This window comes from Streptomyces sp. NPDC055966 (assembly GCF_042269865.1).
Lineage (GTDB): Bacteria > Actinomycetota > Actinomycetes > Streptomycetales > Streptomycetaceae > Streptomyces.
This window is the reverse complement of sequence record NZ_JBHJYK010000018.1, coordinates 128,189-151,902: the sequence shown is the minus strand read 5'-3', so window position 1 is coordinate 151,902 and position 23,714 is coordinate 128,189. Positions and strand designations below refer to the sequence as shown.

Annotated in this window: 18 protein-coding genes; 6 read left to right on the top strand and 12 right to left on the bottom strand. The window is 73.6% G+C overall.

The annotated features are described in order from the left end of the window. Positions 1-23: 23 nt before the first annotated feature. The 4 genes from ACFC8N_RS33045 to ACFC8N_RS33030 are packed head-to-tail and all read right to left on the bottom strand — an operon-like array spanning position 24 to position 2,656. Positions 24-689, bottom strand: coding sequence for a response regulator transcription factor (locus ACFC8N_RS33045; RefSeq protein ID WP_376292216.1), 666 nt, complete (start codon positions 687-689; stop codon positions 24-26). Then, complete coding sequence (locus tag ACFC8N_RS33040; protein WP_376292213.1) at positions 643-1,398, bottom strand: phosphatase PAP2 family protein; 756 nt, start codon at positions 1,396-1,398, stop codon at positions 643-645. The genes ACFC8N_RS33045 and ACFC8N_RS33040 overlap by 47 nt, the downstream gene beginning before the upstream one ends. After that, entirely contained in the window at positions 1,395-1,997 is a 603-nt protein-coding gene (locus ACFC8N_RS33035) for a phosphatase PAP2 family protein (protein ID WP_356039359.1), read from the bottom strand. Before ACFC8N_RS33035 ends, ACFC8N_RS33040 begins: the two co-directional genes overlap by 4 nt. After that, positions 1,994-2,656 carry a DedA family protein gene (locus tag ACFC8N_RS33030; protein WP_356039361.1) on the bottom strand — a complete coding sequence of 221 codons (663 nt, stop codon included), beginning with the start codon at positions 2,654-2,656 and terminating at the stop codon, positions 1,994-1,996. The genes ACFC8N_RS33035 and ACFC8N_RS33030 overlap by 4 nt, the downstream gene beginning before the upstream one ends. A gap of 238 nt (positions 2,657-2,894) precedes the next feature. On the opposite strand from ACFC8N_RS33030, the gene efeU reads away from it, so the two are divergent. From efeU to ACFC8N_RS33015, 3 genes are all read left to right on the top strand, one after another. Further along, entirely contained in the window at positions 2,895-4,931 is a 2,037-nt protein-coding gene (gene efeU / locus ACFC8N_RS33025) for an iron uptake transporter permease EfeU (RefSeq protein WP_376292211.1), read from the top strand. Between the two features lie 59 nt (positions 4,932-4,990). Further along, on the top strand, positions 4,991-6,262 hold the full coding sequence (efeB, locus tag ACFC8N_RS33020) for an iron uptake transporter deferrochelatase/peroxidase subunit (protein WP_362819551.1): 1,272 nt from the start codon (positions 4,991-4,993) through the stop codon (positions 6,260-6,262). A gap of 175 nt (positions 6,263-6,437) precedes the next feature. Next, positions 6,438-7,589: a HoxN/HupN/NixA family nickel/cobalt transporter gene (locus tag ACFC8N_RS33015; RefSeq protein ID WP_376292208.1), complete on the top strand. Its 1,152-nt coding sequence runs from the start codon at positions 6,438-6,440 to the stop codon at positions 7,587-7,589. 84 nt (positions 7,590-7,673) lie between these two features. Here ACFC8N_RS33015 and ACFC8N_RS33010 read toward each other — a convergent pair whose 3' ends face one another. Beyond that, positions 7,674-7,877, bottom strand: a complete 204-nt coding sequence (locus ACFC8N_RS33010; RefSeq protein ID WP_356034002.1) for a hypothetical protein — start codon at positions 7,875-7,877, stop codon at positions 7,674-7,676. Positions 7,878-8,030: 153 nt separating this feature from the next. Between ACFC8N_RS33010 and ACFC8N_RS33005 the strand changes: the two genes are divergently transcribed. Further along, a complete protein-coding gene (locus ACFC8N_RS33005; protein WP_376292205.1) occupies positions 8,031-9,884 on the top strand; it encodes a glycoside hydrolase family 15 protein in 1,854 nt (617 codons plus the stop codon). A gap of 225 nt (positions 9,885-10,109) precedes the next feature. On the opposite strand, the gene ACFC8N_RS33000 is transcribed toward ACFC8N_RS33005, so the two are convergent. Both ACFC8N_RS33000 and ACFC8N_RS32995 read right to left on the bottom strand, forming a co-directional pair. Further along, positions 10,110-12,734, bottom strand: coding sequence for a SpoIIE family protein phosphatase (locus ACFC8N_RS33000; protein WP_376292345.1), 2,625 nt, complete (start codon positions 12,732-12,734; stop codon positions 10,110-10,112). Positions 12,735-12,931: 197 nt separating this feature from the next. Next, on the bottom strand, positions 12,932-15,433 hold the full coding sequence (locus tag ACFC8N_RS32995; RefSeq protein WP_376292203.1) for a SpoIIE family protein phosphatase: 2,502 nt from the start codon (positions 15,431-15,433) through the stop codon (positions 12,932-12,934). Positions 15,434-15,663: 230 nt separating this feature from the next. Here ACFC8N_RS32995 and ACFC8N_RS32990 point away from each other — a divergent pair, with 230 nt between their 5' ends. Next, complete coding sequence (locus ACFC8N_RS32990; protein ID WP_376292201.1) at positions 15,664-17,277, top strand: hypothetical protein; 1,614 nt, start codon at positions 15,664-15,666, stop codon at positions 17,275-17,277. Position 17,278: 1 nt separating this feature from the next. Here ACFC8N_RS32990 and ACFC8N_RS32985 read toward each other — a convergent pair whose 3' ends face one another. The 4 genes from ACFC8N_RS32985 to ACFC8N_RS32970 form a co-directional block, all read right to left on the bottom strand. Further along, entirely contained in the window at positions 17,279-17,992 is a 714-nt protein-coding gene (locus ACFC8N_RS32985; RefSeq protein ID WP_376292199.1) for a 2-phosphosulfolactate phosphatase, read from the bottom strand. A gap of 29 nt (positions 17,993-18,021) precedes the next feature. Continuing rightward, positions 18,022-18,309 carry a DUF1232 domain-containing protein gene (locus tag ACFC8N_RS32980; RefSeq protein ID WP_376292197.1) on the bottom strand — a complete coding sequence of 96 codons (288 nt, stop codon included), beginning with the start codon at positions 18,307-18,309 and terminating at the stop codon, positions 18,022-18,024. Positions 18,310-18,349: 40 nt separating this feature from the next. Beyond that, a complete protein-coding gene (locus ACFC8N_RS32975) occupies positions 18,350-19,591 on the bottom strand; it encodes a hypothetical protein (protein ID WP_376292195.1) in 1,242 nt (413 codons plus the stop codon). Between the two features lie 366 nt (positions 19,592-19,957). After that, a complete protein-coding gene (locus tag ACFC8N_RS32970) occupies positions 19,958-21,322 on the bottom strand; it encodes an FAD-dependent oxidoreductase (protein ID WP_376292192.1) in 1,365 nt (454 codons plus the stop codon). Between the two features lie 216 nt (positions 21,323-21,538). Between ACFC8N_RS32970 and ACFC8N_RS32965 the strand changes: the two genes are divergently transcribed. After that, positions 21,539-22,603, top strand: coding sequence for an NAD-dependent epimerase/dehydratase family protein (locus ACFC8N_RS32965; protein WP_376292190.1), 1,065 nt, complete (start codon positions 21,539-21,541; stop codon positions 22,601-22,603). Between the two features lie 9 nt (positions 22,604-22,612). Here ACFC8N_RS32965 and ACFC8N_RS32960 read toward each other — a convergent pair whose 3' ends face one another. After that, on the bottom strand, positions 22,613-23,707 hold the full coding sequence (locus tag ACFC8N_RS32960) for an NlpC/P60 family protein (protein ID WP_376292342.1): 1,095 nt from the start codon (positions 23,705-23,707) through the stop codon (positions 22,613-22,615). Positions 23,708-23,714 lie beyond the last annotated feature (7 nt).

Here is a 23,714-nt window from a genome sequence, read left to right as displayed (position 1 = left end):
GAAGTCTTCATGGCAGTTGGTCGTCATGTCAGGCGGTGGCCGATTCCGCGGGCCGTGGCGATGCTCAGCTCGCTGCCCGCCGCGCGCAGCTTGCGGCGCAGCCGGGTCAGATACTGGTCCAGTGTGTTGTCGCTGACCTGGGCGCCCTCAGGCCAGGCCGCGCGCAGCAGGTCACGGCGCCGTACCAGTTCCCCGCCCGCCGCGGCGAGCGCCGCCAGCAGCCGGAACTCGGTCGGGGTGAGGTCGAGGCGGCCGCCGTTCACGGTGGCGCTGTGCCGGACGGCGTCCAGCACCAGGCCGCCCGGCGTGGCGGCCGCGGGCGGCGGGGCGGCCCGGCGCAGCGCGGCGCGCAGCCGGGCGGCCAGCTCGGCGAGGTGGAAGGGCTTGGGCAGGTAGTCGTCGCCGCCGGCCGAGAAGCCGGAGAGCCGGTCGCTCAGCCCGTGCCGCGCGGTCAGGAAGACGACCGGGGCGAGGAAGCCGCCCGCGCGCATCGCCTGGCAGACGTCGCGTCCGTCGGCGTCGGGCAGGCCGACGTCCAGCACGACGGCGGATATGTCCGGTGTCGCCAGCCGCAGGGCGGTCGCGCCGTCGGCTGCCGTGACCGTGTCGAAGTCCTCGTCGTGCAGACCTCGGCGCAGTACGTCACGCAGGGCGTGATCGTCCTCGACGATGAGGATCCTCTGGCGCATCACTCTCCACCGGCCCGTCGGCCGGATCGCTCGGGTGGGGTGGGCCTGGCTCCGGGGGAGCGGGCAGGTGGCGCGCGGGCAGCCGGCGGGCCGCCGTGCCGGCGAACACGGCGAGCCAGCCGACCGCGAACAGCCAGCCGCCGACGACGTCGGTGAACCAGTGGACGCCGAGGTAGACGCGGGTCAGGCCGACCCCCGCCGCCCAGAGGGCGACCAGCGCGCACAGCATGGTCCGGCCCCGCGGGGCGCGCAGGGCGAGGGCCAGGATCAGCAGCCCGGCCGTCAGCGCGCTCGTGGTGGTGTGGCCGGAGGGGAACGACCAGCCGGAGGCCTGGGCCAGCCAGTCGTGGCGCGGCGGCCGGGCGCGGGCGACCAGGTCCATGACGCCGTAGCGCACCGCCTGGCCCGCGACGAGGCAGGCCACGCCGAGCAGCGCGGCCGTCAGCCGCTGCCGCGCGGTGCGCCCCGCGATCAGCCCGGCCAGGGCCGCCAGGACGTAGGGCACGGCACCCGTGCCCGTCGAAGTCAGCCCGCGGGCGAGCGCCACCGCGGCCGGCGGGCGGTGCGCGACGGACCAGGACAGCAGGCCCCGGTCCAGGTAGAGCGGGCCGGCCTGGTCGCTGATCAGTACGGCGGTCAGCACCGCGAACGCCAGCCAGGCGGCCAGGGCGACGGTGCCCGCCGACTCGGTGAACCGGCCGCGGTTCATGACACCAGCAAGGGCCGCAGCCGCGTTCCCGACAGCCGTCTCGGCAGATCCTCCGGCAGTCGCTTCAGGGCGGTCATGGCAAGGAAGGCCACCGCCGCGCCGACCGCCGCCCCCACGGCGACGTCGTGCGGATAGTGCACCCCGACCCACACCCGGGACGCCCCCATGGCGCCCGCGCACACGGCCGCCACGACGCCGAGGCGCCGGGAGACGAAGAACAGGGCCACCGCCGCCGCGAAGGCGATCGTGGCGTGGTTGCTCGGGAACGACCAGTCGCCCCGCGCGGGACACGCCTCCAGCGTGCGGAAGGCCAGATGCCGGCACGGCCGGTCCTCGGCCACCAGCGGTTTCACCACGCTGGTCACCGCGTAGGCCAGCACCACCACCGCGGGGACGGCCAGCGCGGTCAGGGCCGCCGTGGTGCCCTCGCGGCGGGCCCGCCACCAGCCGGCGAGCATGAGCAGCGCGAACACCGCCAGCCCGTACGCCGACCACACCGCGATCACGCCGTCCAGCCAGCCGGGGGCCCGGTGGGCGAGGTCCACCACGTCCCGGTAGAGCGGCCCGTCGACCGACGAGCCCGTCAGGGCGAGGTTCATCCGCGCGCCTCCTTGGCGGCGCGGCGGGAGCGCAGCAGCTCGGCGGCGATCGGCAGCAGGGACACCACGACGATCAGCGCGATCACCGGCAGCAGGTACTTGTCGACGTTGGGGATCGAGGAGCCCAGCGCGTATCCGGCGAGGGTGAGGCCGAGGCTCCACACGAGCCCGCCCACCGTCTGCCAGACGGTGAACGTGCGCGCCGGCACGCCGAGCGCGCCCGCCATGGGGTTGAGCACCGTGCGCACCACCGGGACGAAGCGGGCCAGCACGATCGCCTTCGCGTGGCCGTAGCGCTCCAGCAGTTCCTCGGCGCGCTGCGCGCCCTCGCGCAGCTTGGCCGACCGGGTGCGGGCCAGCAGCGCGCCGCCCGCCTTGCGGCCGATCAGGAAGCCGCACTGCGAGCCGGCCAGCGCGCCGACGGCCGCGGCGGTGAGCAGCGGGCCGAGGGAGAGATGCAGTCCGCTGCTCGCCGAGCCCGTGCACAGCAGGCCAGCCGTGAACAGCAGCGAGTCCCCGGGCAGGAAGAACCCGATCAGCAGGCCGGTCTCGGCGAAGAGCACGACGCCGACACCGAGCACGCCGAAGGCGGCGAGCAGGGAGTGGGCGTCGAGCACGTTGACCGCGAGCTGCGATGCCAGGTGTGGGGGAGTGGCCATCGCCGTACGCCCTTCCTTCGGGTTCCTTCGACGTACGTCTCGAAGGACATCTCGACTACATCCGACTACATATTTGTAGACGGTCGACGGAGGTGTAGACGAACGGAGAGCGCGGATCGTTCCCGGACTTTGCCTTGCCATTGCTATTTCATGACTGACTGATTGCATGGCCATCGTCATGATGGTCCGCGAAGGTTAGGCATGCCTTCACTAAGTAGGTCTGGGAGGGCAGCAGGTCATGTGGGACGACGCGTTTCCGAGTTTCCTGATCGGATTGAGGGAGGGACTCGAAGCCGGACTCATCGTCTCCATCCTGGTCGCCACCCTGGTCCGGGCCGAGGCGCGCTCGCGGCTCCCGCAGGTGTGGACCGGCGTCCTCGCCGCCGTCGCGGTGGCCATGAGCTTCGGCGCGGTGCTCACCTTCACCGCCGCCTCCATGCCGCAGACCGCCCAGGAGGCCTTCGGCGGCACCCTCAGCGTGATCGCCGTCGCGTTCGTCACCGCCATGGTGTTCTGGATGCGCCGCTCCGCCCGCAGCCTGTCCGGCGAGCTGAAGGAGAAGGTCACCGGCGCCCTCGCCATGGGCTCCGGTGTGCTGATCCTCACCTCCTTCCTCGCCGTCGGCCGTGAGGGCCTGGAGACCGCCCTCTTCCTGTGGACCACCGCCCAGGCGGCCGGCGAGTCCGCGGGCCCGCTGACCGGCGCCGGCATCGGCCTGGTCCTCGCCACGATCCTGTGCTGGGGCCTGTACCGCCGGGTGCTGAAGATCAACCTGACGAAGTTCTTCACCGCCACCGGCGCCGTCCTGATCGTCATCGCGGCCGGTGTCCTCGGCTACGGCCTGCGCGACCTCCAGGAGGGCGGCGTGCTGCCCGGCAAGACCGCCTACGCGGTCGACCTCGGCAGCAGCGTCGACGCCGGCTCCTGGTACAGCACCCTCGTCCAGGGCGTCTTCAACCTCACCCCGACCATGACCTGGCTCCAGGCGGTCGCCTACGTCGGCTACCTGGCCGTCGTCATGACCCTGTTCGTGCGCGGCGTACGGGCCACGACGCCGAAGCCGGCCAAGGAGCGCACCGAGGCCGAGGGCCAGCCGAAGGCCGACCGGCCCGCCCGGCGCCGCCCGGTCTGGGTCGTGCCGGCCGCCGTGGTCGCCGTACCCGCCGTCATCGCCGGAGCCGTCGTCGCCCTCTCCCGGCCCAAGCCCGCCGGCGACCAGACCGTCGCCGTCTCCGAGAGCGAGTGCGGCAAGGGCTTCACGGCGCCCAAGCCGGGCCGGCAGACCTTCCAGATGAAGAACACCGGCGGCAAGACCTCCGAGGTGTACCTCATCGACCCGTCGACCAGCGCGGTCTACGGCGAGATCGAGGGCCTCGCCCCCGGCACCACCCGCGACCTCGTCGCCACCGTCGCCGGCGGCACCTACGCCTGGCGCTGCGTGCCCACCGGCGGCAAGGCCGTCACCTCCAAATCCGTCACCGTCACCGGCGGCGGCGCGGCCAAGCCGGTCGTCCCCGTCTCCGAGCAGGACCTCGCCACGCCGCTGAAGCAGTACAAGGCGTACGTCGGCCAGGGCCTGGACACCCTGGCCGGCCAGACGAAGACGCTCGCCGACGACATCGCGGGCGGCCACCTCGACAAGGCCCGCACCGACTGGCTCACCGCCCACCGCACCTACTCCTCGCTCGGCGCCGCCTACGGCACCTTCGAGGACTTCGACAAGAAGATCAACGGCCGGGCCGACGGACTGACCGACGGCGTGCACGACAAGGACTTCGCGGGCTTCCACCGCATCGAGTACGGCCTGTGGCACGGACAGTCCGCCAAGGACCTGACCGGCCCTGCCCAGCAGCTGGCCGCGGACGTCGTCGGCCTGCGCAAGGCGTTCCCGGGCCAGGACTTCGACCCCGGCGACCTGCCGCTGCGCGCCCACGAGATCCTGGAGAACACCCTCCAGTTCGAGCTGACCGGCGACACCGACGAGGGCAGCGGAACCAACCTCGCCACCGCCGACGCCAACCTCTCCGGCACCCGCGAGCTGCTCACCGTCCTCAGGCCGCTGCTCACCGGCCGCGCCCCGAAGGTCCTCCCGACGGTCGACGCGGACATCGCGCGCGTGCAGAAGCTGCTGGACGCCGCCCACGACGGCGGCCACTGGACGCCCGTCGACCAGCTCGCCGCGAGCGACCGGCAGCGGCTGAACGGCGCCACCGGCCAGCTGCTGGAGGACCTCGCCCCGATCCCGGACCTGCTTGAGATCCGGAAGTCCGCCTGATGACCGACCACGCCTGCCCGATGCCGTCCGCGCACCCGCACCCCGAAGGGACCCCGCCGATGTCCACCGCCGACCAGCCGACCTGCCCCGTCGGCCCCGCCCGCCGCTCCTTCGTGCGCACGGCGCTGGGCGCCGGGGCCGCCGGAGCGGTGCTGGCCGGCGGCGGCTTCGCCCTGGGCGAGAGCGGCGGCACCGCCGAGGCGCAGACCTCGAACGCCGACAGCAGCGCGAAGGTCCCCTTCCACGGCGCCCACCAGGCCGGCATCGTCACCCCCGCGCCGGCCGCCGCCACCTTCGTCTCGCTGAACGTCATCGCCGACGACCGCGCGGGCCTGACCGACCTGCTGAAGACCATCACCGAGCGGGCCCGCTTCCTCACCTCCGGCGGCGCCCCGGCCGACCTCGGCGTCGGCGCGCCGCCCTCGGACAACGGCATCCTCGGCCCCGAGGTCCCCTCCGACGCCCTCACCGTCACCGTCGGCGTCGGCGCCTCCCTCTTCGACGACCGCTACGGTCTCGCCAAGGCCAGGCCCGCCCGGCTCACCCCGATGCGGACCTTCCCCAACGACAACCTGAACGCGGCCGAGTGCCACGGCGACCTGTCGCTCCAGATCTGCGCCCAGAGCACCGACACCGTGCTGCACGCGCTGCGCGACATCGCCCGCCACACCCGCGGCGCCATGCAGATCAAGTGGCGCATCGACGGCTTCCAGAACGCCCCGCGCCCCACCGGCGCCCAGCGCAACCTGCTCGGCTTCAAGGACGGCATAGCCAACCCGGACGTCACCTCCGCCCGCGAGACGGACAAGCTGATCTGGGTCGGCGCCGGCCAGGGCGAGCCCGCCTGGGCCACCGGCGGCAGCTACCAGGTGATCCGGATCATCCGGATGCTGGTGGAGTTCTGGGACCGGGTCTCGCTCAGCGAGCAGGAGAAGATGTTCGGCCGCCGCAAGGACACCGGCGCCCCGCTCGACGGCGCCAAGGAGACCGACATCCCCCAGTACGCCAAGGACCCGAAGGGCAACGCGATCCCGCTGGACGCCCACATCCGGCTCGCCAACCCGCGCACCGCGCAGAGCGACAGCTCCCGCATCCTGCGCCGCGGGTTCAACTACGACCGGGGCGTGGACAACGTCGGCAACCTCGACATGGGCCTGGTGTTCGCCTGCTACAACCAGGACGTCAAGCGCCAGTTCGAGGCCGTGCAGACCCGGCTCATCGACGAGCCCCTCGTCGACTACATCTCCCCGACCGGCGGCGGCTACTTCTTCGCCCTGCCCGGTGTGAAGGACGCCAAGGACTGGCTCGGCCGGGGCATGTTCTCCGCCTGAGCCCCCTCCGGTTCATCGTTTCTGCAGGTCAGGGGCAGGGCTTTCCCGTTTCTTTTCCGTTTCCATGAGAAAGCCCTGCCACCCCCTTTATTGCACACGAGTTGCAAGTAGGAGAGGATGGCGCGAGGCTGCGCGGTGCAGCCGCACCCGTACGACCGAAGGACACACTCTCCCGATGACGGCCGCCCCTGGTTCCGCTCCGTCCCTCCCCGCCCAGGCCGACGGCAGACCGTCACTCTGGCACCGCGTCCGCGGCTCCATGACGCGGCAGGAGTGGACCAGGGTCGGCGGGATGGCCGGCTTCGTGCTCGCGCTGCACGTCATCGGCTGGGGCACGCTCGTCGGGATCATCGCACCGCAGCACTTCAGCGTGGGCAAGGAGTCCTTCGGCATCGGCATCGGCGTCACCGCCTACACGCTCGGCATGCGGCACGCCTTCGACGCCGACCACATCGCGGCCATCGACAACACCACCCGCAAGCTGATGGGCGAGGGGCAGCGCCCGCTCTCCGTCGGCTTCTGGTTCTCCCTCGGCCACTCCAGCATCGTCTTCGGCCTCTCCCTGCTGCTCTCGCTCGGCCTGAAGACCCTGGCCGGCCCGGTCCGCGACGACAACTCCCACCTGCACGAGGTCACCGGCCTGATCGGCACCACGGTCTCCGGCGCCTTCCTCTACCTCATCGCCGGCATCAACCTCGTCATCCTGGCCGGCATCTGGAAGGTGTTCCGCAGGATGCGCTCGGGCCACTACGACGAGGCCGCCCTGGAGACCCAGCTCAACAACCGCGGCTTCATGAACCGCCTGCTCGGCCGGGTCACCGGCACCATCCGCAAGCCGTGGCAGATGTACCCGCTGGGCCTGCTCTTCGGCCTCGGCTTCGACACCGCCACCGAGATCGCCCTGCTGGTCCTCGCCGGCTCCGGCGCCGCCTCCGGCCTGCCCTGGTACGCCATCCTGACGCTGCCGGTGCTGTTCGCCGCCGGCATGTCACTGCTGGACACCATCGACGGCTCGTTCATGAACTTCGCCTACGAGTGGGCCTTCTCCAAGCCGGTCCGCAAGGTCTACTACAACCTCACCATCACCGGCCTGTCCGTCGCCGTCGCCCTGATCATCGGCACCGTCGAGCTGCTCGGCCTCCTCGCTGACAAGATGAACCTGCACGGCGTCTTCTGGGACTGGATCTCCGGCCTCGACCTCAACACCGTCGGCTTCGTCATCGTCGGCCTGTTCTTCGCCACCTGGGCCGTCGCCCTGCTGATCTGGAAGGCCGGCCGCATCGAGGAGAAGTGGACGGCGGGCCTGGCCGAACAGTCGGCGGACTGACCCGCCGGGACCGGCGCGAGCCAGGGGCGCGGGGCCGTGTGCCGCACACGGCCCCGCGCCCCTGTATCCGGCTCCCCGGACGCCTTACGGCAGCAGCCTCTCGACGGCCGTCGGGTCCGTCTCCATCTTGCGACGGGCCCAGTCGAGGTTCTTCGGAGTGACGTCCCTGCCCGCCGCCATCACGAAGTCCTCCGGGGTGACATCCCGGGAGGGAGCGGTGTGCAGCAGGGCGTCCGGGGTGCAGTGGTCGTCGGACGACCGGGACTCGTCGGGTGTGCTGGTCGACATGATGCCTCCTCCTCGGTCCGGATGACCGCATCCGTGCCGGTGCCGCCGAACGGGGCACACTCTCACCATTGCCCGCAGCGCCTTCCCACGCCACCGGAGCGCACACGCCCCTAAGCTGGACAACATCTCGCTCCGTACCCCGGGAGGCCACCGATGGCCGAGACCCCGTTCACCGAGGGCGCCCGCCCCGGGCCCCGCTATCTGCCCATCGCCGAGCACGGGCTCATCGGTGACCTGCGCAGCGTGGCCCTGGTCGGCACCAACGGCACGATCGACTGGTACTGCTCCCCGTCCTTCGACGCGCCCAGCGTCTTCGCGGCCGTCCTCGACGCCGAGCGCGGCGGCTCCTTCGAACTGGCCGCCACCGTACCCGCGCGCACCAAGCAGTTCTACTTCCCCGACACCAACGTCCTGATCACCCGCTTCTTCACCGAGGACGGCGTCGGCGAGGTGCAGGACTTCATGCCGGTCACCTGCGACGGCACGGCCGGCCCCGGCGAGGCGGGCCGGCACCGGCTGATCCGGCGCGTGGTCTGCGTCCGCGGCACCGTCCCCTTCCGGGCACTGGTCGCGCCGCGCTTCGACTACGGCGCCGCCCCGCACACCCTGAGCAGCGTCGACGGCGGCACCGTGGTCTTCGAGTCCGCCGCGCAGGCACTGGCCCTGACCTCCACGGTCACCCTGGAGTGCGACGCCCGCGACGCCCGCGCCGACTTCAAGCTCGCCGAGGGCGAGACCGCCGTGTTCGCCCTCGACCAGTTCGGCGGCACGGTGACCCCCCGCGGCTGCGCCCGCGCCGAGGCCGAGCACGAGTTCAACACCACGGTCGCCTACTGGCGGCGCTGGCTGCACCAGTCCCGCTACCGGGGCCGCTGGCGCGAGATGGTGCACCGCTCCGCCCTGACCCTGAAGCTGCTCACCTACGCCCCCACCGGCGCCATCGTCGCCGCGCCCACCACCAGCCTGCCCGAACAACTCGGCGGCGAGCGCAACTGGGACTACCGGTACGTGTGGGTGCGCGACGCCGCCTTCGCCGTCTACGCGCTGCTCAGGCTCGGCTTCAGCGGCGAGGCCGAGGCGTTCATGCGCTTCCTCACCACCCACGTCAGCCCCCGCGCCGACGGCGACGACTCCGCACCGCTCCAGATCATGTACGGCATCGACGGCCGCACCGACCTGCCCGAACGCGAGCTGCCCCACCTGGAGGGACACCTCGGCTCCGCGCCGGTCCGGATCGGCAACGCCGCCGCGGACCAGCTCCAACTGGACATATACGGCGCCTTGATCGACTCCATCTACCTCTACGACAAGTGGGCCCAGCCGATCTCCAGCGACCAGTGGGACGACGTGTGCGAACTGGTCGACTGGGTCACCGCGCACTGGGACCAGCCCGACGAGGGCGTGTGGGAGACCCGCGGCGGCCGCAAGAACTTCACGTACTCGCGGCTGATGTGCTGGGTCGCCATCGAGCGGGCCATGCGCCTCGCCCGCCGCCGCGGCCTGCCCGCCGACCTGCTCCGCTGGGGGCAGGCCCGCGACGCGATCTACCGGCGGATCATGGACTGCGGCTGGTCACAGCGGCGCGGCGCCTTCGTGCAGTACGAGGGCGGCGACGTCCTCGACGCCTCGCTGCTGATGATGCCGCTCGCCAAGTTCATCGCCCCCACCGACCCCAAGTGGCTGTCCACCCTGGACGCCCTCGGCGACGATCTGGTCTCCGACTCCCTCGTCTACCGCTACGACCCGCAGTCCAGCCCCGACGGGCTGCGCGGCGACGAGGGCACCTTCTCCATCTGCTCGTTCTGGTACGTCGAGGCTCTGGTCCGGGCCGGCCGGCTCGACGAGGCCCGGCTGGCGTTCGAGAAGATGCTCACCTACGCCAACCATCTCGGCCTGTACGCCGAGGAGATCGGCCGCACCGGCGAGCAACAGGGCAACTTCCCGCAGGCGTTCACCCACCTGGCCCTGATCAGCGCCGCGTTCAACCTCGACCGCGCCCTCGGCTGACCGGTCCGCTCGAAGAGCGGCCGGAGCTCACGTACGGCCGGCCGCGCGGGTCGGACGGGCCGAGCGAGGACGCCCGCTGCGCGTCGGCCGCCCGCGCGAGCACCCGGTTCTGCCGCTCCCGGGCGGGCTGCCTCCGCAGACAGCGGTCCGGCCGGTCCGTCAACGGCCCTTCGTACCCGGGGAGTTCGCGCACCGCCCTGCGGAGTGCGGGGACGGCGGCGGCCGTCACGGCAGCGGCTGCTCCGCCCAGATGATCTTGCCGTTGGGGGTGTAGCGGGTGCCCCAGCGCTCGGCGAGCTGCGCGACCAGGAACAGCCCCCGGCCGCCCTCGTCGGTGCTGGCCGCGTACCGCAGATGCGGCGAGGTCGTGCTGGCGTCGGAGACCTCGCAGATCAGCGTGCGCTCACGCAGCAGCCGTACCCCGATCGGGGCGCGGCCGTAACGGATGGCGTTGGTGACCAGCTCGCTCAGGATCAGCTCCGTCGTGAAGTCCAGCTCCTCCAGCCCCCACTCGGTCAGCGTCTGTGTCACCGCGGCCCGCACCTCGGACACCGCCACCGGGTCCGAGCGCACCTGCCACTCGGCGACCCGGTCGGCGCCCAGCACCCGGGTGCGGGCGACGATCAGCGCGACGTCGTCGCTCGGCCGGGCAGGCAGCCGGTCCAGGACCGTGCGGCAGGTCTCCTCCGGGGAGGCGTCCGGCGTCCGGCTCAGGGCGTCGCGCAGCAGCTCCAGACCCTCGTCGATGTCCCGGTCGCGATCCTCCACCAGCCCGTCCGTGTAGAGCACCAGCCGGCTGTCCTCGGCCAGCTCCAGCTCGGCCGTCTCGAACGGCAGCCCGCCCAGGCCCAGCGGCGGACCCGCCGGCACCTCCGGGAACTCCACGCCGCCGTCGCGGTGCACCACCGCAGGCGGCGGATGGCCGGCCCGGGCCAGGGTGCAGCGCCGGGAGACCGGGTCGTAGACGGCGTACAGACAGGTCGCGCCGGTGATCGCGGCCGAGCCGTCGGCGGAGGTCTCGTCCTGGTCGATCCGGCCCACCAGCTCGTCCAGCAGCCCGAGGAGTTCGTCCGGCGGCAGATCCAGCGACGAGAAGTTGTGCACCGCCGTGCGCAGCCGGCCCATGGTGGCCGCCGCGTGCAGCCCGTGCCCCACCACGTCGCCCACCACCAGCGCCACCCGGGCACCGGACAGCGGCAGTACGTCGAACCAGTCGCCGCCCACCCCGGACTGCGCCGGCAGATAGCGGTACGCGATGTCCAGCGCGCCCTGCTCGGGCAGCGTGCGCGGCAGCAGACTGCGCTGAAGGGTCACCGCCATGCTGTGCTCGCGGGTGTACCGGCGGGCGTTGTCGATGGACACCGCCGCCCGCGCGACCAGCTCCTCGGCGAGCGCCAGCTCCTCGGAGTCGAACGGCTCCGGCTTCTCCGAGCGCCAGAAGTTCGCCACCCCCAGCACCAGACTGCCCGCCCTGAGCGGCACGGTGATCAGCGAATGGATGCCGAACTCCAGCACCTGGTCGGTGCGCTCCGGATTCTGGGCCCGCCAGCCCGGCGCGTCGCGCAGCCGGGGCACCAGGACCGACTGCCCCGTCGTCAGACTGCGCGCCTGCGGCGAGGTGGCCACGAACCGGATGTGCTCGCCCACCGGGTACAGCGCGGAGCCCTCGCGCACCCCGGCGCCGGCCGCGCGGCGCAGCGCGGTGCCGGGCCGCGGCTCCTCCCCGTGCAGCACCGCGTCGAACAGGTCCACCGTCGCGAAGTCCGCGAACCGGGGCACCGCCAGCTCGGCCAGCTCCGCCGCGGTGCGGGTCACGTCCAGGCTGGTGCCGATGCCCACGCCCGCGTCGTACAGCATGTTCAGCCGCTCGCGCGCCACCTCCGCACGCCCCGACAGGGCCCGCAGCTCCGTCGAGTCGCGCAGCGTGGTCACGCTGCCCGCCGGGCCGCCGCGCAGATCGGTGGGGCGCTGGTTGATCGCCAGCAGCCGGTCCTTGACCAGGTGCACCTCGTCCGTCGCCACCCGTCCCGAGGCCAGCAGCGCCGCCGTCTCGTCGTCCAGGCCCAGCTCCAGCACGCTGCGCCGCTCGGCGTCCTCGGGCAGGCCCAGCAGCCGGTGCGCCTCGTCGTTGGCGAGCAGCAGCCGGGCGTCGTCGCCGACGATCAGCACGCCCTCGCGGACCGCGTGCAGCACCGCGTCGTGGTGCTCGTACATCCGGGTCATCTCGTGCGGGCCGAGGCCGTGCGTCTGGCGCAGCAGCCGTCTGCTGACCAGGGCGGTGCCGCCGGTCGCGAGCGCGAGCGCCGCCGCTGCCGCCCAGAGCAGCAGGGGCAGTTGCTGGTCGGCGGTCCCGCCCACGTGCGCCGTGGTGATCCCGGCCGAGACCAGGCCCACCACCTTGCCCGCGGAGTCCCTCACCGGCACGACGACCTGCACCAGCGGACCTATCGTGCCGTTGACGTGCTCGGTGACCGTGCCCCCGGCCACCGCCGGCGCGATGGTGCCGACGAACTTCTTGCCGATGCGGTCCGGCTTGGGGTGCGTGTAGCGGATGCCGTCGGTGTTCATCGCGACGACGAAGTCGACGCCGGTCGACTTGCGTACGGCCTCGGCTTTCGGCTGGAGGATCTTCGTCGGATCCGGGGTACGCAGCGCGGCCGCCGTGCCCGGTGCGTTGGCGAAAGTCTCCGCGACCGCGAGCGAGCGGTTGCCGGCCTCCGTGTCGCTGTCGCGGCGCACCTGGAGCACCTGCGCCACCACGGCCGCCACGACCAGCAGCAGCACGATCACGACCTGGAGGAGGAAGACCTGCCCGGCGACGCTGCGACCGGTCACGGCCGCGCGCAGCATGCCCGCCCCGCCGCCGTCGGTGCCCGGGGCGTCCGGCGAGGGACCACGCGATGCGTCCGGGCGCCCGGACGCGCGGGGCGGCCGCGTCGAGTTTCGGCCGGACAGTCGCACCATGTGCCCATGTCTACACTGCCCGGCCCGCTCAGGCGAGACCATGACCATCGTCGATGGTCGCGGCCGCGGTCCGCGCCGTCCGGTCACGGGCCGGACGGCCGGGCCGACCGGCGGGCGGCGAGCAGCAGCGCCACGTCGTCGGGGCGGTCGGTGGCCAGCCGTGCGGTGGCGGTCAGCCGGTCGGCGACCCCGGCCAGCGACCGCCCGCCGCGCTGCCCGGCGGCGGCCCCGGCCCTGCCGAGCGCCAGCCGCAGCGCGGTGATGCCGTCGTCGATGTCGGCACCGGGCCGCTCCACCAGCCCGTCCGTGTACAGGGCGAGGATCGCGTCCGGCTCCAGCAGCAGCCCGGCCACGGGGTAGCGGGCGTGCGGATCCACGCCCAGGACGACCCCGCCGGGCAGGTCCAGCACCCGGGTGCTGCCGTCGGGGCAGCGCAGCAGCGGCGGCGGATGCCCGGCCCGGGCGACCACGGCCCGGCCGGTGGCCGGATCCAGCCGCAGATAGCAGCAACTGGCGAACTGGCCCGGGTCGAGGTCGATCAGCAGCCGGTTGGTACCGCTCATCACCTCGTCCGGCGGCCGGTCGCCCAGCGCGAACGCGCGCACGGCGCTGCGCAGCTGGCCCATCGTCGCCGCCGCCTGCACCCCGTGCCCCTGTACGTCGCCGATCACCAGCGCGATCCCGTCACCCGCCTCGACCACGTCGTACCAGTCGCCGCCGACGTCCATGCCCTGTGTGCCGGGCAGATAGCGGCCCGCCGTCTCCACCCGGGGGTGCGCCGACAACCGGTGCGGCAGCAGGGCCTGCTGGAGGCCGCGGGCGAGGGCGGCCTCGCTGTCGTAACGCTGCGCCCGCTCCATCGCGTGCGCGATCAGCCCGGCGAGCGCGGTGAGCACCGTGCGCTCCTCGGTACTGAAGGAGCGCCTGCCGTCGAAGCCGAGGATGCACGAGCCGACCGGCCGGCCGGAGGCGATCATCGGCAGAAAGGCGCGGGCGCCCTCGTCGGCGTCCAGCGGCATCCCCGGATAGGCGGCCGCCATCTGCTGCATCGACTCGAAGAACAGCGGCCGTCCCGTGGTCAGGCACTCCACACCGGGCAGGTGCGCGTCGAGGCCGGTGCCCTCGAACGGGGCGAGGAACCCCTGCGGGAAGCCGGTCTCCCAGGCGAGATACAGATGCCGGTCCTGGAGCACGTAGATGGCGAGGCGGCGGCCGCCGAACGCCGGCAGCAGCTCCTGCACGACCACCGCCGACACCTGCCGGGCGGTCACCGCGTCCGTCAGTGCGATGGCCAGCGCGATCGGCCGGTACAGCGGCGTCATCGAGTGGTCCGGCGGACTCTTCGGCGGCTGCGCCTCGGAGACCGGCCCGACCGGTGTCTCCATCCGGCTGGCCGGCACGAGCGTGCAGGTCAGCAGGTCCGCCCCGGGATGCGCGGACACGGCGAGCCAGTCGCCCCCGCCGGGCTCCCCGCCCGCACCGGCCGGGCGCTGCGCGTGGAAGTGCACCGGATCCGCGGCCAGCAGGGCACCGCGCAGATGATCGTCGTACGGCGGGCCGGTCAGCCACGGCAGCGCCTCCCACAGCGGCCGCCCGAGCAGCAGGTCCCGCTCCCGCCCGGTGAGCCTGACCGCGGCCTCGTTGACGTACACGACCAGGCCCAGCCGGTCCAGGCAGAACACCCCCTGCGGCAGCAGATCCGCCGCGCCGTCCGCGGCGGCGCCCGGGCCGGGATCGAACACCACCCCACCGACCCGACCGGCGGACTCCTCCGTGGCCGGCCACAGGTCCAGCAGCCGCGGCGTGCCGTCCGGCGCCCGCAGACTCAGCGGCGCGCCGGGCGGTTTCCCGGCGGCGGTCTCGCGCAGGGCGGCCAGGATCCGGTCCGCGTCGACCGGGGCCACGGCGTCCGCGAGCGCCGTGTCCGTCCCGGCGAACTCCCCGGGCCGCAGCCCGAGCAGGCCGTGCAAACAGTCGTCCGCGTGCACCGCGCGGGTCTCCGGATCCCAGCTGAACCGCCCGACACCGGCCCGCACGGGCCGGCTGGAGGGCGGCCGCACACCGAGCGGTTCGGCGTCCCAGACGATCGCGCTCGCGTCCCCGGCGGCGAGTGCCAGCAGTTCGGCGCCGAGCCCCTCGGCGATCCGGGCGAGCAGTTCCTGGTCGAGTTCCCCGGCCGGGGTGTCGGTCTCCGCCGGGCGCAGCACGGTGAGCACGCCGAGCGGCTCGCTGCCGCCCGGGACCGGGATGTGCACCGACCCGAGCGGGAAGGGCAGGCCCGCTGCGAACTGCGGATACCGGCGCACCGTCTCGGCGGCGTTCGCCAGCACCACCCGGACACCGAGGCGGTAGGCGTCGGCCACGGGGAAGGGACGGCCGACGTGCAGCCGCCACCAGGGGCGGAACAGCGGGCCGGGCAGCCCGCAGAGCACCGCGAGCCGCAGCAGGCCCGGCGTGCCGGAGCGCAGATACACCCCCGCCACCCCGCCGCGCGCCACACCGAGCGCGCTGGTCGAGGCATCGGTCAGCAGCGCGGCCAGTCTGGCTCGCGTACCGACCACGTGCTCGCCGCCGCTCCCAGCCATCGGTCCTACCTCGTGCCCTGCGCCTCCGGGTGGCTGACACAGCAAGAATGCGCCAGGAGGAGTACGGAACGCACCTCCGATGCGCGCCACTCACCTGGCCTATTCACGGGGAGGCCCGGGTGGCACGTCCGGCGGACGGCAATTCCTAATGGAGGCGTAATGGAGGTGTACTGCTGCTGCCGTACGAGGGGGGGCGCAGAGGTGGCCGCACCCCGTCGACTGGAGCCGAGATGACCACCTGCTCTTCGTCCCCCCGCCCTGACGACGCCCTCACGGCCCCCGCACCGGCCACCCTCGGCGTCCACGCCCCTCTCCCGGACCTCCTGGCAACACCGGCGGCGCTGTCGCCTCGGCCGGTGCCCGAGAGCTTCGAGCGGCGCCCGGGGGAGATACCGCACGAGCTCCCGTACGCGATCCCGTACGAGCTCCCGTACGAGGGCCTGCGCGACAGTGTGCGGGACGTAGAGGGCGAAACGTCCGAAGGGGGCGGGCGCGACGGCGGCGGTGTGCCGGACCGCGATCCCCTGCGCGGCCTGGTCCACACGGCCGTGGCCGACCGGCCGATCGAGGACGTCGTCCGGCTCATCACGCTGCTGGAGAGCTCGCCCGAGCACTCCCGGGCCACGGTGGACGCACTGCGTGCGATCGGCCTCGGCCGTTCCGTGGAGGATCTCGCCCGCCTGGTCGCCCTGCTCACCCGGCCGCCCCGGGGGACCGACAGCGCCGACGAGGCGATCCGCGCCGCCGCCCAGGGCCGTCCCGTGGAGGAGGTCACCCGGCTCATACGGCTGCTGCACCACGCGTCGGTGGAGCCCCACTGCCGGGAGACCGTCCTGCAGGCGGCGGCCGTCAACCTGCCCCTGGAGGAACTGGCCGAGCTGATCGGCCGGTTGGCCACGGACCGCACCGCCTTCGAGTCCGGCCCGGTTCGCCTCGCTCCCGCCGCGGCCGTCTGCGGCACCGGCACCATGTCGATGCCGGCCGGCGAACGGCAGGACCGGCCGGCGGACGGTGCGGTCGGACGGGAGGAGCCGCGGCCGGCGAGGCGCAGGGTCGTGCGGGACCGGTGGGTGGCCGCCGCGATGGCAGCACAGTGGGCGGCGGAGCGGCCGACGGCGACAGAACGGGAAGCGGACCGTCCGACGGCCGCAGGGCCGGTGACGGACGGCGCCGCGCCGACCCCGAGCACGGCGGACGTGGTGACGGATGTGGCGGCGAGGGACGAGCCGATGAGGGACGTGGCGACGGCGGGCGTGGCGGTGAGGGGTGTGGCGGCCGCGGACGTGGCGACGAGGGAAGAACCGACGAGGGAGGTAGCGACGGCGGACGTCGCGACAGCGGACGTACGGACCAAGGCCCGGCCGCTGACGGGCGGGTCGGCCGGGCAGCGGGCCGTGGAAGGCTCTGGGACCTACGAGGCGCGGGGTCGCCGGAGTTCGCGCGCGGCCCTGTGGCCCGCCCGGGGCGCCGCGCTGCTCGTCCTGCTGTGCGGGGTGGCCCACGCCCCGCGTTCCTGGGCCGGACCACGCCAGGGAGTGCTCGTGGCCGGGGCCGTCGCCGCGGGGCTGTGCCTGCTGCTGGCGCTGGTACTCGCCCTGCCGCCGCGCACGGCGATGGTCCGGCTCGGTACGGCGACCGCCGCGCTCGGCGTCGGCGCCGCACTCGCCGCGGGCCAACTGCTCCGCGGACGGCTCGGCCTGCCGGATGCGTTCCGGCTGTGGGACGTGACCCTGGCCCCGTGGTGGCTCGCGGGTACGGCGGCGCTGGCCACCGCGCTGGCGGCCCTGGTCGTGCTGGTGGTCGTCCTGGTCGGCGGGCGTGCCGGGCGTAGCGCCGCGAGCTGACTCAGCGCGCCGCGGGGGCCGGCTCCGCCCCGCCGGCGTACACCGGTCGCAGCTCCAGGCGGCCGTCCGTCCGGGCGGCCGTCATGGCGAACGGGAAGGCGTCCGCCTCCAGGCACATCGCGACGTCCTCGGGGTGGACGCCGGCCCAGCCGCGCCGTACGCCCTCCGCGAGCCGGGCGGCGCCGCTGGAGCGCCGGGCCCGGTCGAGATAGGGGCCGGGGTCGGTGTCGTCCGCGCGGACCCGGGCGGCGATGTACTCGGCGCAGGCGAGATCCTCCTCGGCCCGCCCGCCGTCCCCGGTGACGACGAAGGTCACCGCCCGCGGCCGGGCCCGCCGCAGCAGTCCGGCGGTCGCGCCCGCCACCGCGAAGCTCGCGCACAGCAGCAGCCCGGCGTCCGCCACGGCCAGCGCCCCGGCCGTCCCGGCGGTGGTCTTCTGCACGACCGTACGGCCGCGCACGTCCAGCGTCCGCAGTCGCGCGGGCGAGTTGGCCAGGTCGAAGCCCGGTACCGGGGCGCCGTCCTGGAAGGCGAGCCAGCCGGGGTGACGGGCCTTGAGTTCCAGGGCCTCCTGCTGCGTACCGGCGACCACGATGCGCTCGGCGCCGCGCCGGAACGCCCACGCGGCCACGGTGAACGCCCGCATGACATCGACGACGACGGCCACGTCCGGAGCGCTCGGCGTGCCGGGTATACCGGTGAACTCGGTCCGCATCGCTCCATGGTGCGGCATCCGGCGGCCGGTCAGGGCCCGTTCGGCGTCGCGGGCAGCGGCCGGGCGGCGCGCAGGCTGCGCAGTGCGAGGAGCAGGACGGCGATGTCGTCCAGGTAGACGGGGTCGGGCAGCAGGTCGGTGGGGAGCAGCAGATAGGCGACGGCGCCCCAGAACACCCAGCGCGGGCCCGTCGGCAGCCCGGCCCGCCGCAGCGCGTTCCGGGCCCGCACCAGCCGCTCCAGCAGGCCGACCGCGACGGCGAGCAGCACCGCCGCGACGACGGCGCCGGTCACCAGCAGGGTCGTGGCGGTGTCCAAGCCGTCTCCTTCCGGCCCTGTCCGGCGCGCTGTCCGCGGGTCACGGCGTCCGGTCCGTGGCGTCGGCCGGGTCCGCGCCGCTGTTCCCGGGCGCGTGAGAGGCGGGCGCGTCCGGTGCGGCGTGCGGTGCGGCGTCCGCCGGTGCGTCGTCGTCCGGGGCGGGTGCCTGCTGTCGCTGCCCCTTGGGGGTGAACCGCAGCCGCTCGAACGTGCGCGTCAGCTGCTGGAACGCCCCCGGCGTGCGGGCCGCGGGCCGTTCGGGCGCCGACGCGGGGGCGGGAACGTCGCGGTACGCGGCCAGGGCTTCCAGTGCCTGCTCGGCCGCGTCCTTGTACAGGTCCCGGGACTTCGTCATCGCCTCCAGCGCCTCCGCGTACCGGGCGACCAGCCGCCGCTCGCGCTCCAGCTCCTCCTGGAGGGTCAGCAGGGTCCAGTGCTCGCGCAGATCGTCCAGCGCCGCCTCGGCCTCCCGCGGCAGGGGCCGGGGCAGGGCGGCGAAGTGCCGCAGCGCGGCGAAGAGTTCCGTCGGCTCGGTGCCGTCCAGGAAGACGCTGCGCACGCGGTGCTCCGCGCCGTCGTAGCCTTTGGGCGCCGGGTCCGGCGGCAGCACGACGGCACCGCCGCGCGGAACCTCGACACCGAGGTCCTTCAGCGCGTAGTTGACCGCGCGGAACTGGTGCGGGGCCGCGCGGTGCTCCACCACGCGGTGCCGCAGGCCGGGCGGCAGCAGCCGGGCCAGCGGCAGCCGGCCCCGCGCGTCCGGGGTCATCGCCTCGTGCACGACGACATGGACGCACCACCCCTCGCGGGCGACGTCCCGCAGCCTGCGGCGCATCTCCTTGTCGTCCTCGGGCAGCGCGTTGACCTGCCGCAGGCGTACGCCGGTGACCGTGGCGTGGTGGTCCCAGGCGCCCTCGTCGCCCTCGCCGGCCGCGCCCTCGGGCCAGAACAGGGTGGCGGGCGAGGGCCAGGTCTCGTCCCAGGGGCGCTCCGCCTCGGCGACGAGCCGCCACTCGTGGCCCTGCGGCCGGCCGTCGTGCGGTACGAGGGTGAGGCGGGCCCGCACGGTCACCGTGCCGGCGGCCCGCCAGCGCGCCTCGAAGACCCGCCCGGCCGTGCCCTCGGGCTCGGCGGGCTCGGCGAAGTCGTCGATGTCCCCGCTCTCCCGGTGCCGGCGCAGGGTGCGGCGCACGACCTCGTCGGGGGCGGTACCGGTATGGCGGCCGCGGACCGCCCAGACGGTCTGCGGGGCGGCGGCGCGGTCGGTGGCGGAGTTCGACATGGGCCAATCTGCTGATGGGGGCGGGTGAGCTTCCCAGTATCACCGCTCGGCCGGCAAGCGTGTCGTCCGGGGCCGGGAGGCAGCGCGTGCCGCAGGGGTGCGCGCCCCCGTGCACGAGGTGCGCGCCGTGCACACGGGGCGCGCGCGGAACGCCTCGGGTGAGCGCCCTACGCACATGGTGGGGGCGTGTTCCGGTCCCCACAATGGTCGGCGAACGGGGTCCGCCCGCCCATCCGCGTAGGGGTGGACCCCGTTCTCACGCATCGGGAACGGAGTGAGGGGGCCGGCGCGACGGCGCCGGCCCCCTCGGAGCCGTACAGGAATCCGGGACCTCCCCCTGATCAGGGACCTCCCCGGATCAGGGACCTACGCCCCGCTCTCCCGCAGCATGTCCTCACGCTCGACGATCTTCACGCGCTCGCGGCCCTGCGGCTCGCCCAGCGCACGCTCGGCGGCGTCCAGCTTGTACCAGCCGTCCCAGGTGGTGAAGCGGACCTCGCGCTCGGCGAGGAAGTCGTCGACGGCCTCCGGCTCGGGCGAGACCGGGGTGTGCAGGCGGCCGTTCGCGTGGTCGTCCAGCAGGTTGGCCACGGTCTCGTTGGCGTCGCCCTTGGTGTGGCCGATCAGGCCGACGGGACCGCGCCGGATCCAGCCGGTGACATAGGTGGACCGGAGGTGGTCGCCGCCCTCCTCGATGACCCGGCCGCCCTGGTCCGGGACGGTGCCCGAGTCGATGTCCCAGGGCAGCTTCGGGAGCTTCTCGGAGAGGTATCCGACGGCGCGGTAGACCGCGGTGACGTCCCAGTCCTTGAACTCGCCGGTGCCCTTGACGTTGCCGGTGCCGTCGAGGGCGGTCCGCTCGGTGCGCAGTCCGACGACCCTGCCGTCCTCGCCGAGGATCTCCGAGGGGGACTCGAAGAAGTGCAGGAACAGCTTGTGCGGCCGCTCGCCGATGTCGCGGATCGCCCAGTTCTCCAGCGTCTTGGCGACCATGTCGGCCTGCTTGTTGCCGCGCCGCGTCTCGATCGAGCCCGCGTCGTAGTCGATGTCCTCGGGGTCGACGATGACCTCGATGTTGGGGGAGTGGTCCAGCTCGCGCAGCTCCATCGGGCTGAACTTGGCCTGGGCCGGGCCCCGGCGGCCGAAGACGTGGATCTCCACGGCCTTGTTGGCCTTCAGACCGTCGTGGACGTTCGGCGGTATCTCGGTCGGCAGCAGTTCGTCCGCGGTCTTGGCGAGCACACGGGCCACGTCGAGGGCGACGTTGCCGACGCCGAGCACGGCGACCTTCTCGGCCTCCAGCGGCCAGGTGCGCGGCACGTCCGGGTGGCCGTCGTACCAGGAGACGAAGTCGGCGGCGCCGTAGGAGCCGTCCAGCTCGATGCCGGGGATCGGCAGTTCGCGGTCGGCCGTCGCGCCCGTCGAGAAGATCACCGCGTCGTAGAAGTCGCGCAGGTCGTCCAGGCTGATGTCGGTCGGGTAGTCGACGTTGCCGAACAGCCGGATCTGCGGCTTGTCGAGCACCTGGTGCAGGGCGGTGACGATGCCCTTGATGCGCGGGTGGTCGGGGGCGACGCCGTACCGGATCAGACCGAACGGTGCGGGCATCCGCTCGAAGAGGTCGATGGACACGCCGGGGTCGGCGGCCACCTCGGACTTGAGCAGGGCGTCGGCGGCGTAGATCCCGGCGGGACCGGCTCCGACGATGGCTACCCGCAGGGGGCGCGGCATGATCAGGTTCCCTTCGAACGTGGACAGGCGGCTCGAATGGGAAGAAGCCTAAGCTAAGGCAGCCCTAAGTTAGTACGGGGGTCCCGTCTATGACCCCATAAGGTGATCTTATGGCTTGTTCAGGAAATCCTTATGCGCGGGGTTCCCTGCGGGGGCGGCCACGAGGATCCTTTCGGGGGCGGCGGATGCCGGCCGTGGAGGGCGGGGTGGGACGGCGTGGGCGGACTCGCGGGGACCACGGTAGCGGTGACGGGTGGCAGCGGCTTCGTCGGCAGTCACCTGGTACGGCGTCTGCTGGAACGGGGCTGCGCGGTGCACACGACCGTGCGCAACCTCGCCGACGCCCGCAAGGTCCGGCCGCTGTGGGAGCTGCAGGAGGAGTTCCCCGGCCGGCTCACCCTCTTCGCGGCCGACCTGCTGACGGAGGGCTCGTTCGACGAGGCGTTCGGCGGCTGCTCGACCGTCTTCCACGCGGCCTCGCCCTTCCTCATGCCGGAACGCATCCGGGACGGCCGGCGGGACGTCGTGGACCCGGCGTTGCTCGGCACCCGTAACGTCCTCGCGGCCGTCGGGCGCACCCCCGACGTCGGCACCCTGGTGTTCACCTCGACCGTCGGCGCGATCTTCGGCGACTACGCCGACGTGCTCGCGATGGACGGCCAGGTGCTGTCGGAGCGCTACGTCAACACGACCAGCACGGCCTTGAACAACCCCTACCACTACGCCAAGACCCTTGCGGAGCACGCCGCTTGGGAGGCGGCGGCCGCACAGGACCGCTGGCGCATGGTGTCGGTCAACCCCGGTCTGGTCCTGGGCCCTTCGTTCACCCCCGCCTCCGACTCCGGCAGCCTCTTCCTGCTGGACGAGCTGTTCCGGGGCTGCTTCTGCTACGGCGCACCGGACTTCAGCTTCACCACCGCCGACGTCCGGGACGTCGCCGACGCGCACATCGCGGCGGCGGAGAACCCGGCGGCCGAGGGCCGGTACATCGTGGCCGCCGAGACCATGGCGTCGTTCCACGAGATGTCCCGCATCATCCGCGCCCACCACCCCCGCGACCTGCGGCTGCCGCGCACCGGACTCCCGCACTGGCCGGTACGGATCCTGGGCCCCGCCTTCGGCCTCACCCAGGACTACATCAGCAAACACCTCGGCATCCGCTTCCGCGTCGACAACAGCCGTGGTGTCCGTGAACTCGGCCTGACCTACCGGCCGTTGGAGGAGACCCTGCTGGACCACTACGAGAGCCGACACGCACACCGGCGCCGGCGCCACGGCTGAGCCAGGGGGTCAGGCGGGTCGTACGATCCGGTGGATCGCCGCCTCCCCGGCGCCGTAGATCGACTCCTCGCGGATCGTCGAGCCCGGGCCCGGCGCGTGGACCATCATGCCGCCGCCGACATGCAGACCCACGTGCCGGTCGTCGTCGAAGAAGAGGACCAGATCACCGGGTTCGGCACCGGCGAGCGTGACCGGGGCGCCGGCGAGTGCCTGCTCGTGCGCGGCACGCGGCAGGGTGACCCCGGCGGACCGCCAGGCGGCCTGCGTGAGGCTGGAGCAGTCGTACGAGCCCGGCCCCATCGCACCCCACACACACGGCTTCCCGATCTGCCCCCGAGCGAACGCGATGGCCGCGGCGGCGCGGGCGGCCCGGGACGACTCGGGGGTGGGGGAGGGGGCGGTGGCAGCCGTGGCGGGCGCCGTCGGGTACGGGATCGGGCCGGTGCCGGTGCCGGTGCCGGTGCCGGTGCCAGTGCCGGGCGTGGGCATGGCCGGGGACTGGAGCACGCCCGCCTCGGCGAACGCCGGGGGCGGGAAGGAGCCGGTGGCGAGGGCCGAGGCGGCGGCATCCGGCCAGACGGTCCCGGCCGGTAGCTGCGGCGCCGTCCCCCACTGCGCTTGCTGCCACTGACCGGTCGACGCCTGCCACTGACCGGTGGCCGGGCCGGTCACGGCCGCGCCGGGCTGCGCCGCGTCGGGCCGGGCGGGCGCGGCCATGGGGGGATCCGTCGGCACGGGCGCTGCCGGTACGGCCGGTGCGGGTGCCGCGAGCCGGGCGGCGTACCGGGAGAGGACGTCGCTCGCCGCCGCGAGCTTGCGTCGGCTGCTCGCCTTCGAGTTGGCGAGGGAGGGACGGCCGGGCGCGGCGGCGCCGGGGAGCGTCCTGGGTTCCGGTAGGGGCGTGGCCAGGGCGGCAGGCGGTCCGGCGACCGGGGCGAGGGCCGTCTCGACAGAGCCGCGCTCGAACGCCGCACCCTGCACGCCAGGTGCCGTCAGGGCCGTCGCTTCCAGCGCGCCGGGTGTCATCAAGGCCGTGGCATCCTGCCCGCCGGGGGTCATCAGCATCGACGCGCCCTGCGCTGCGGGGGCCATCAGGGTCACCACGCCCTGT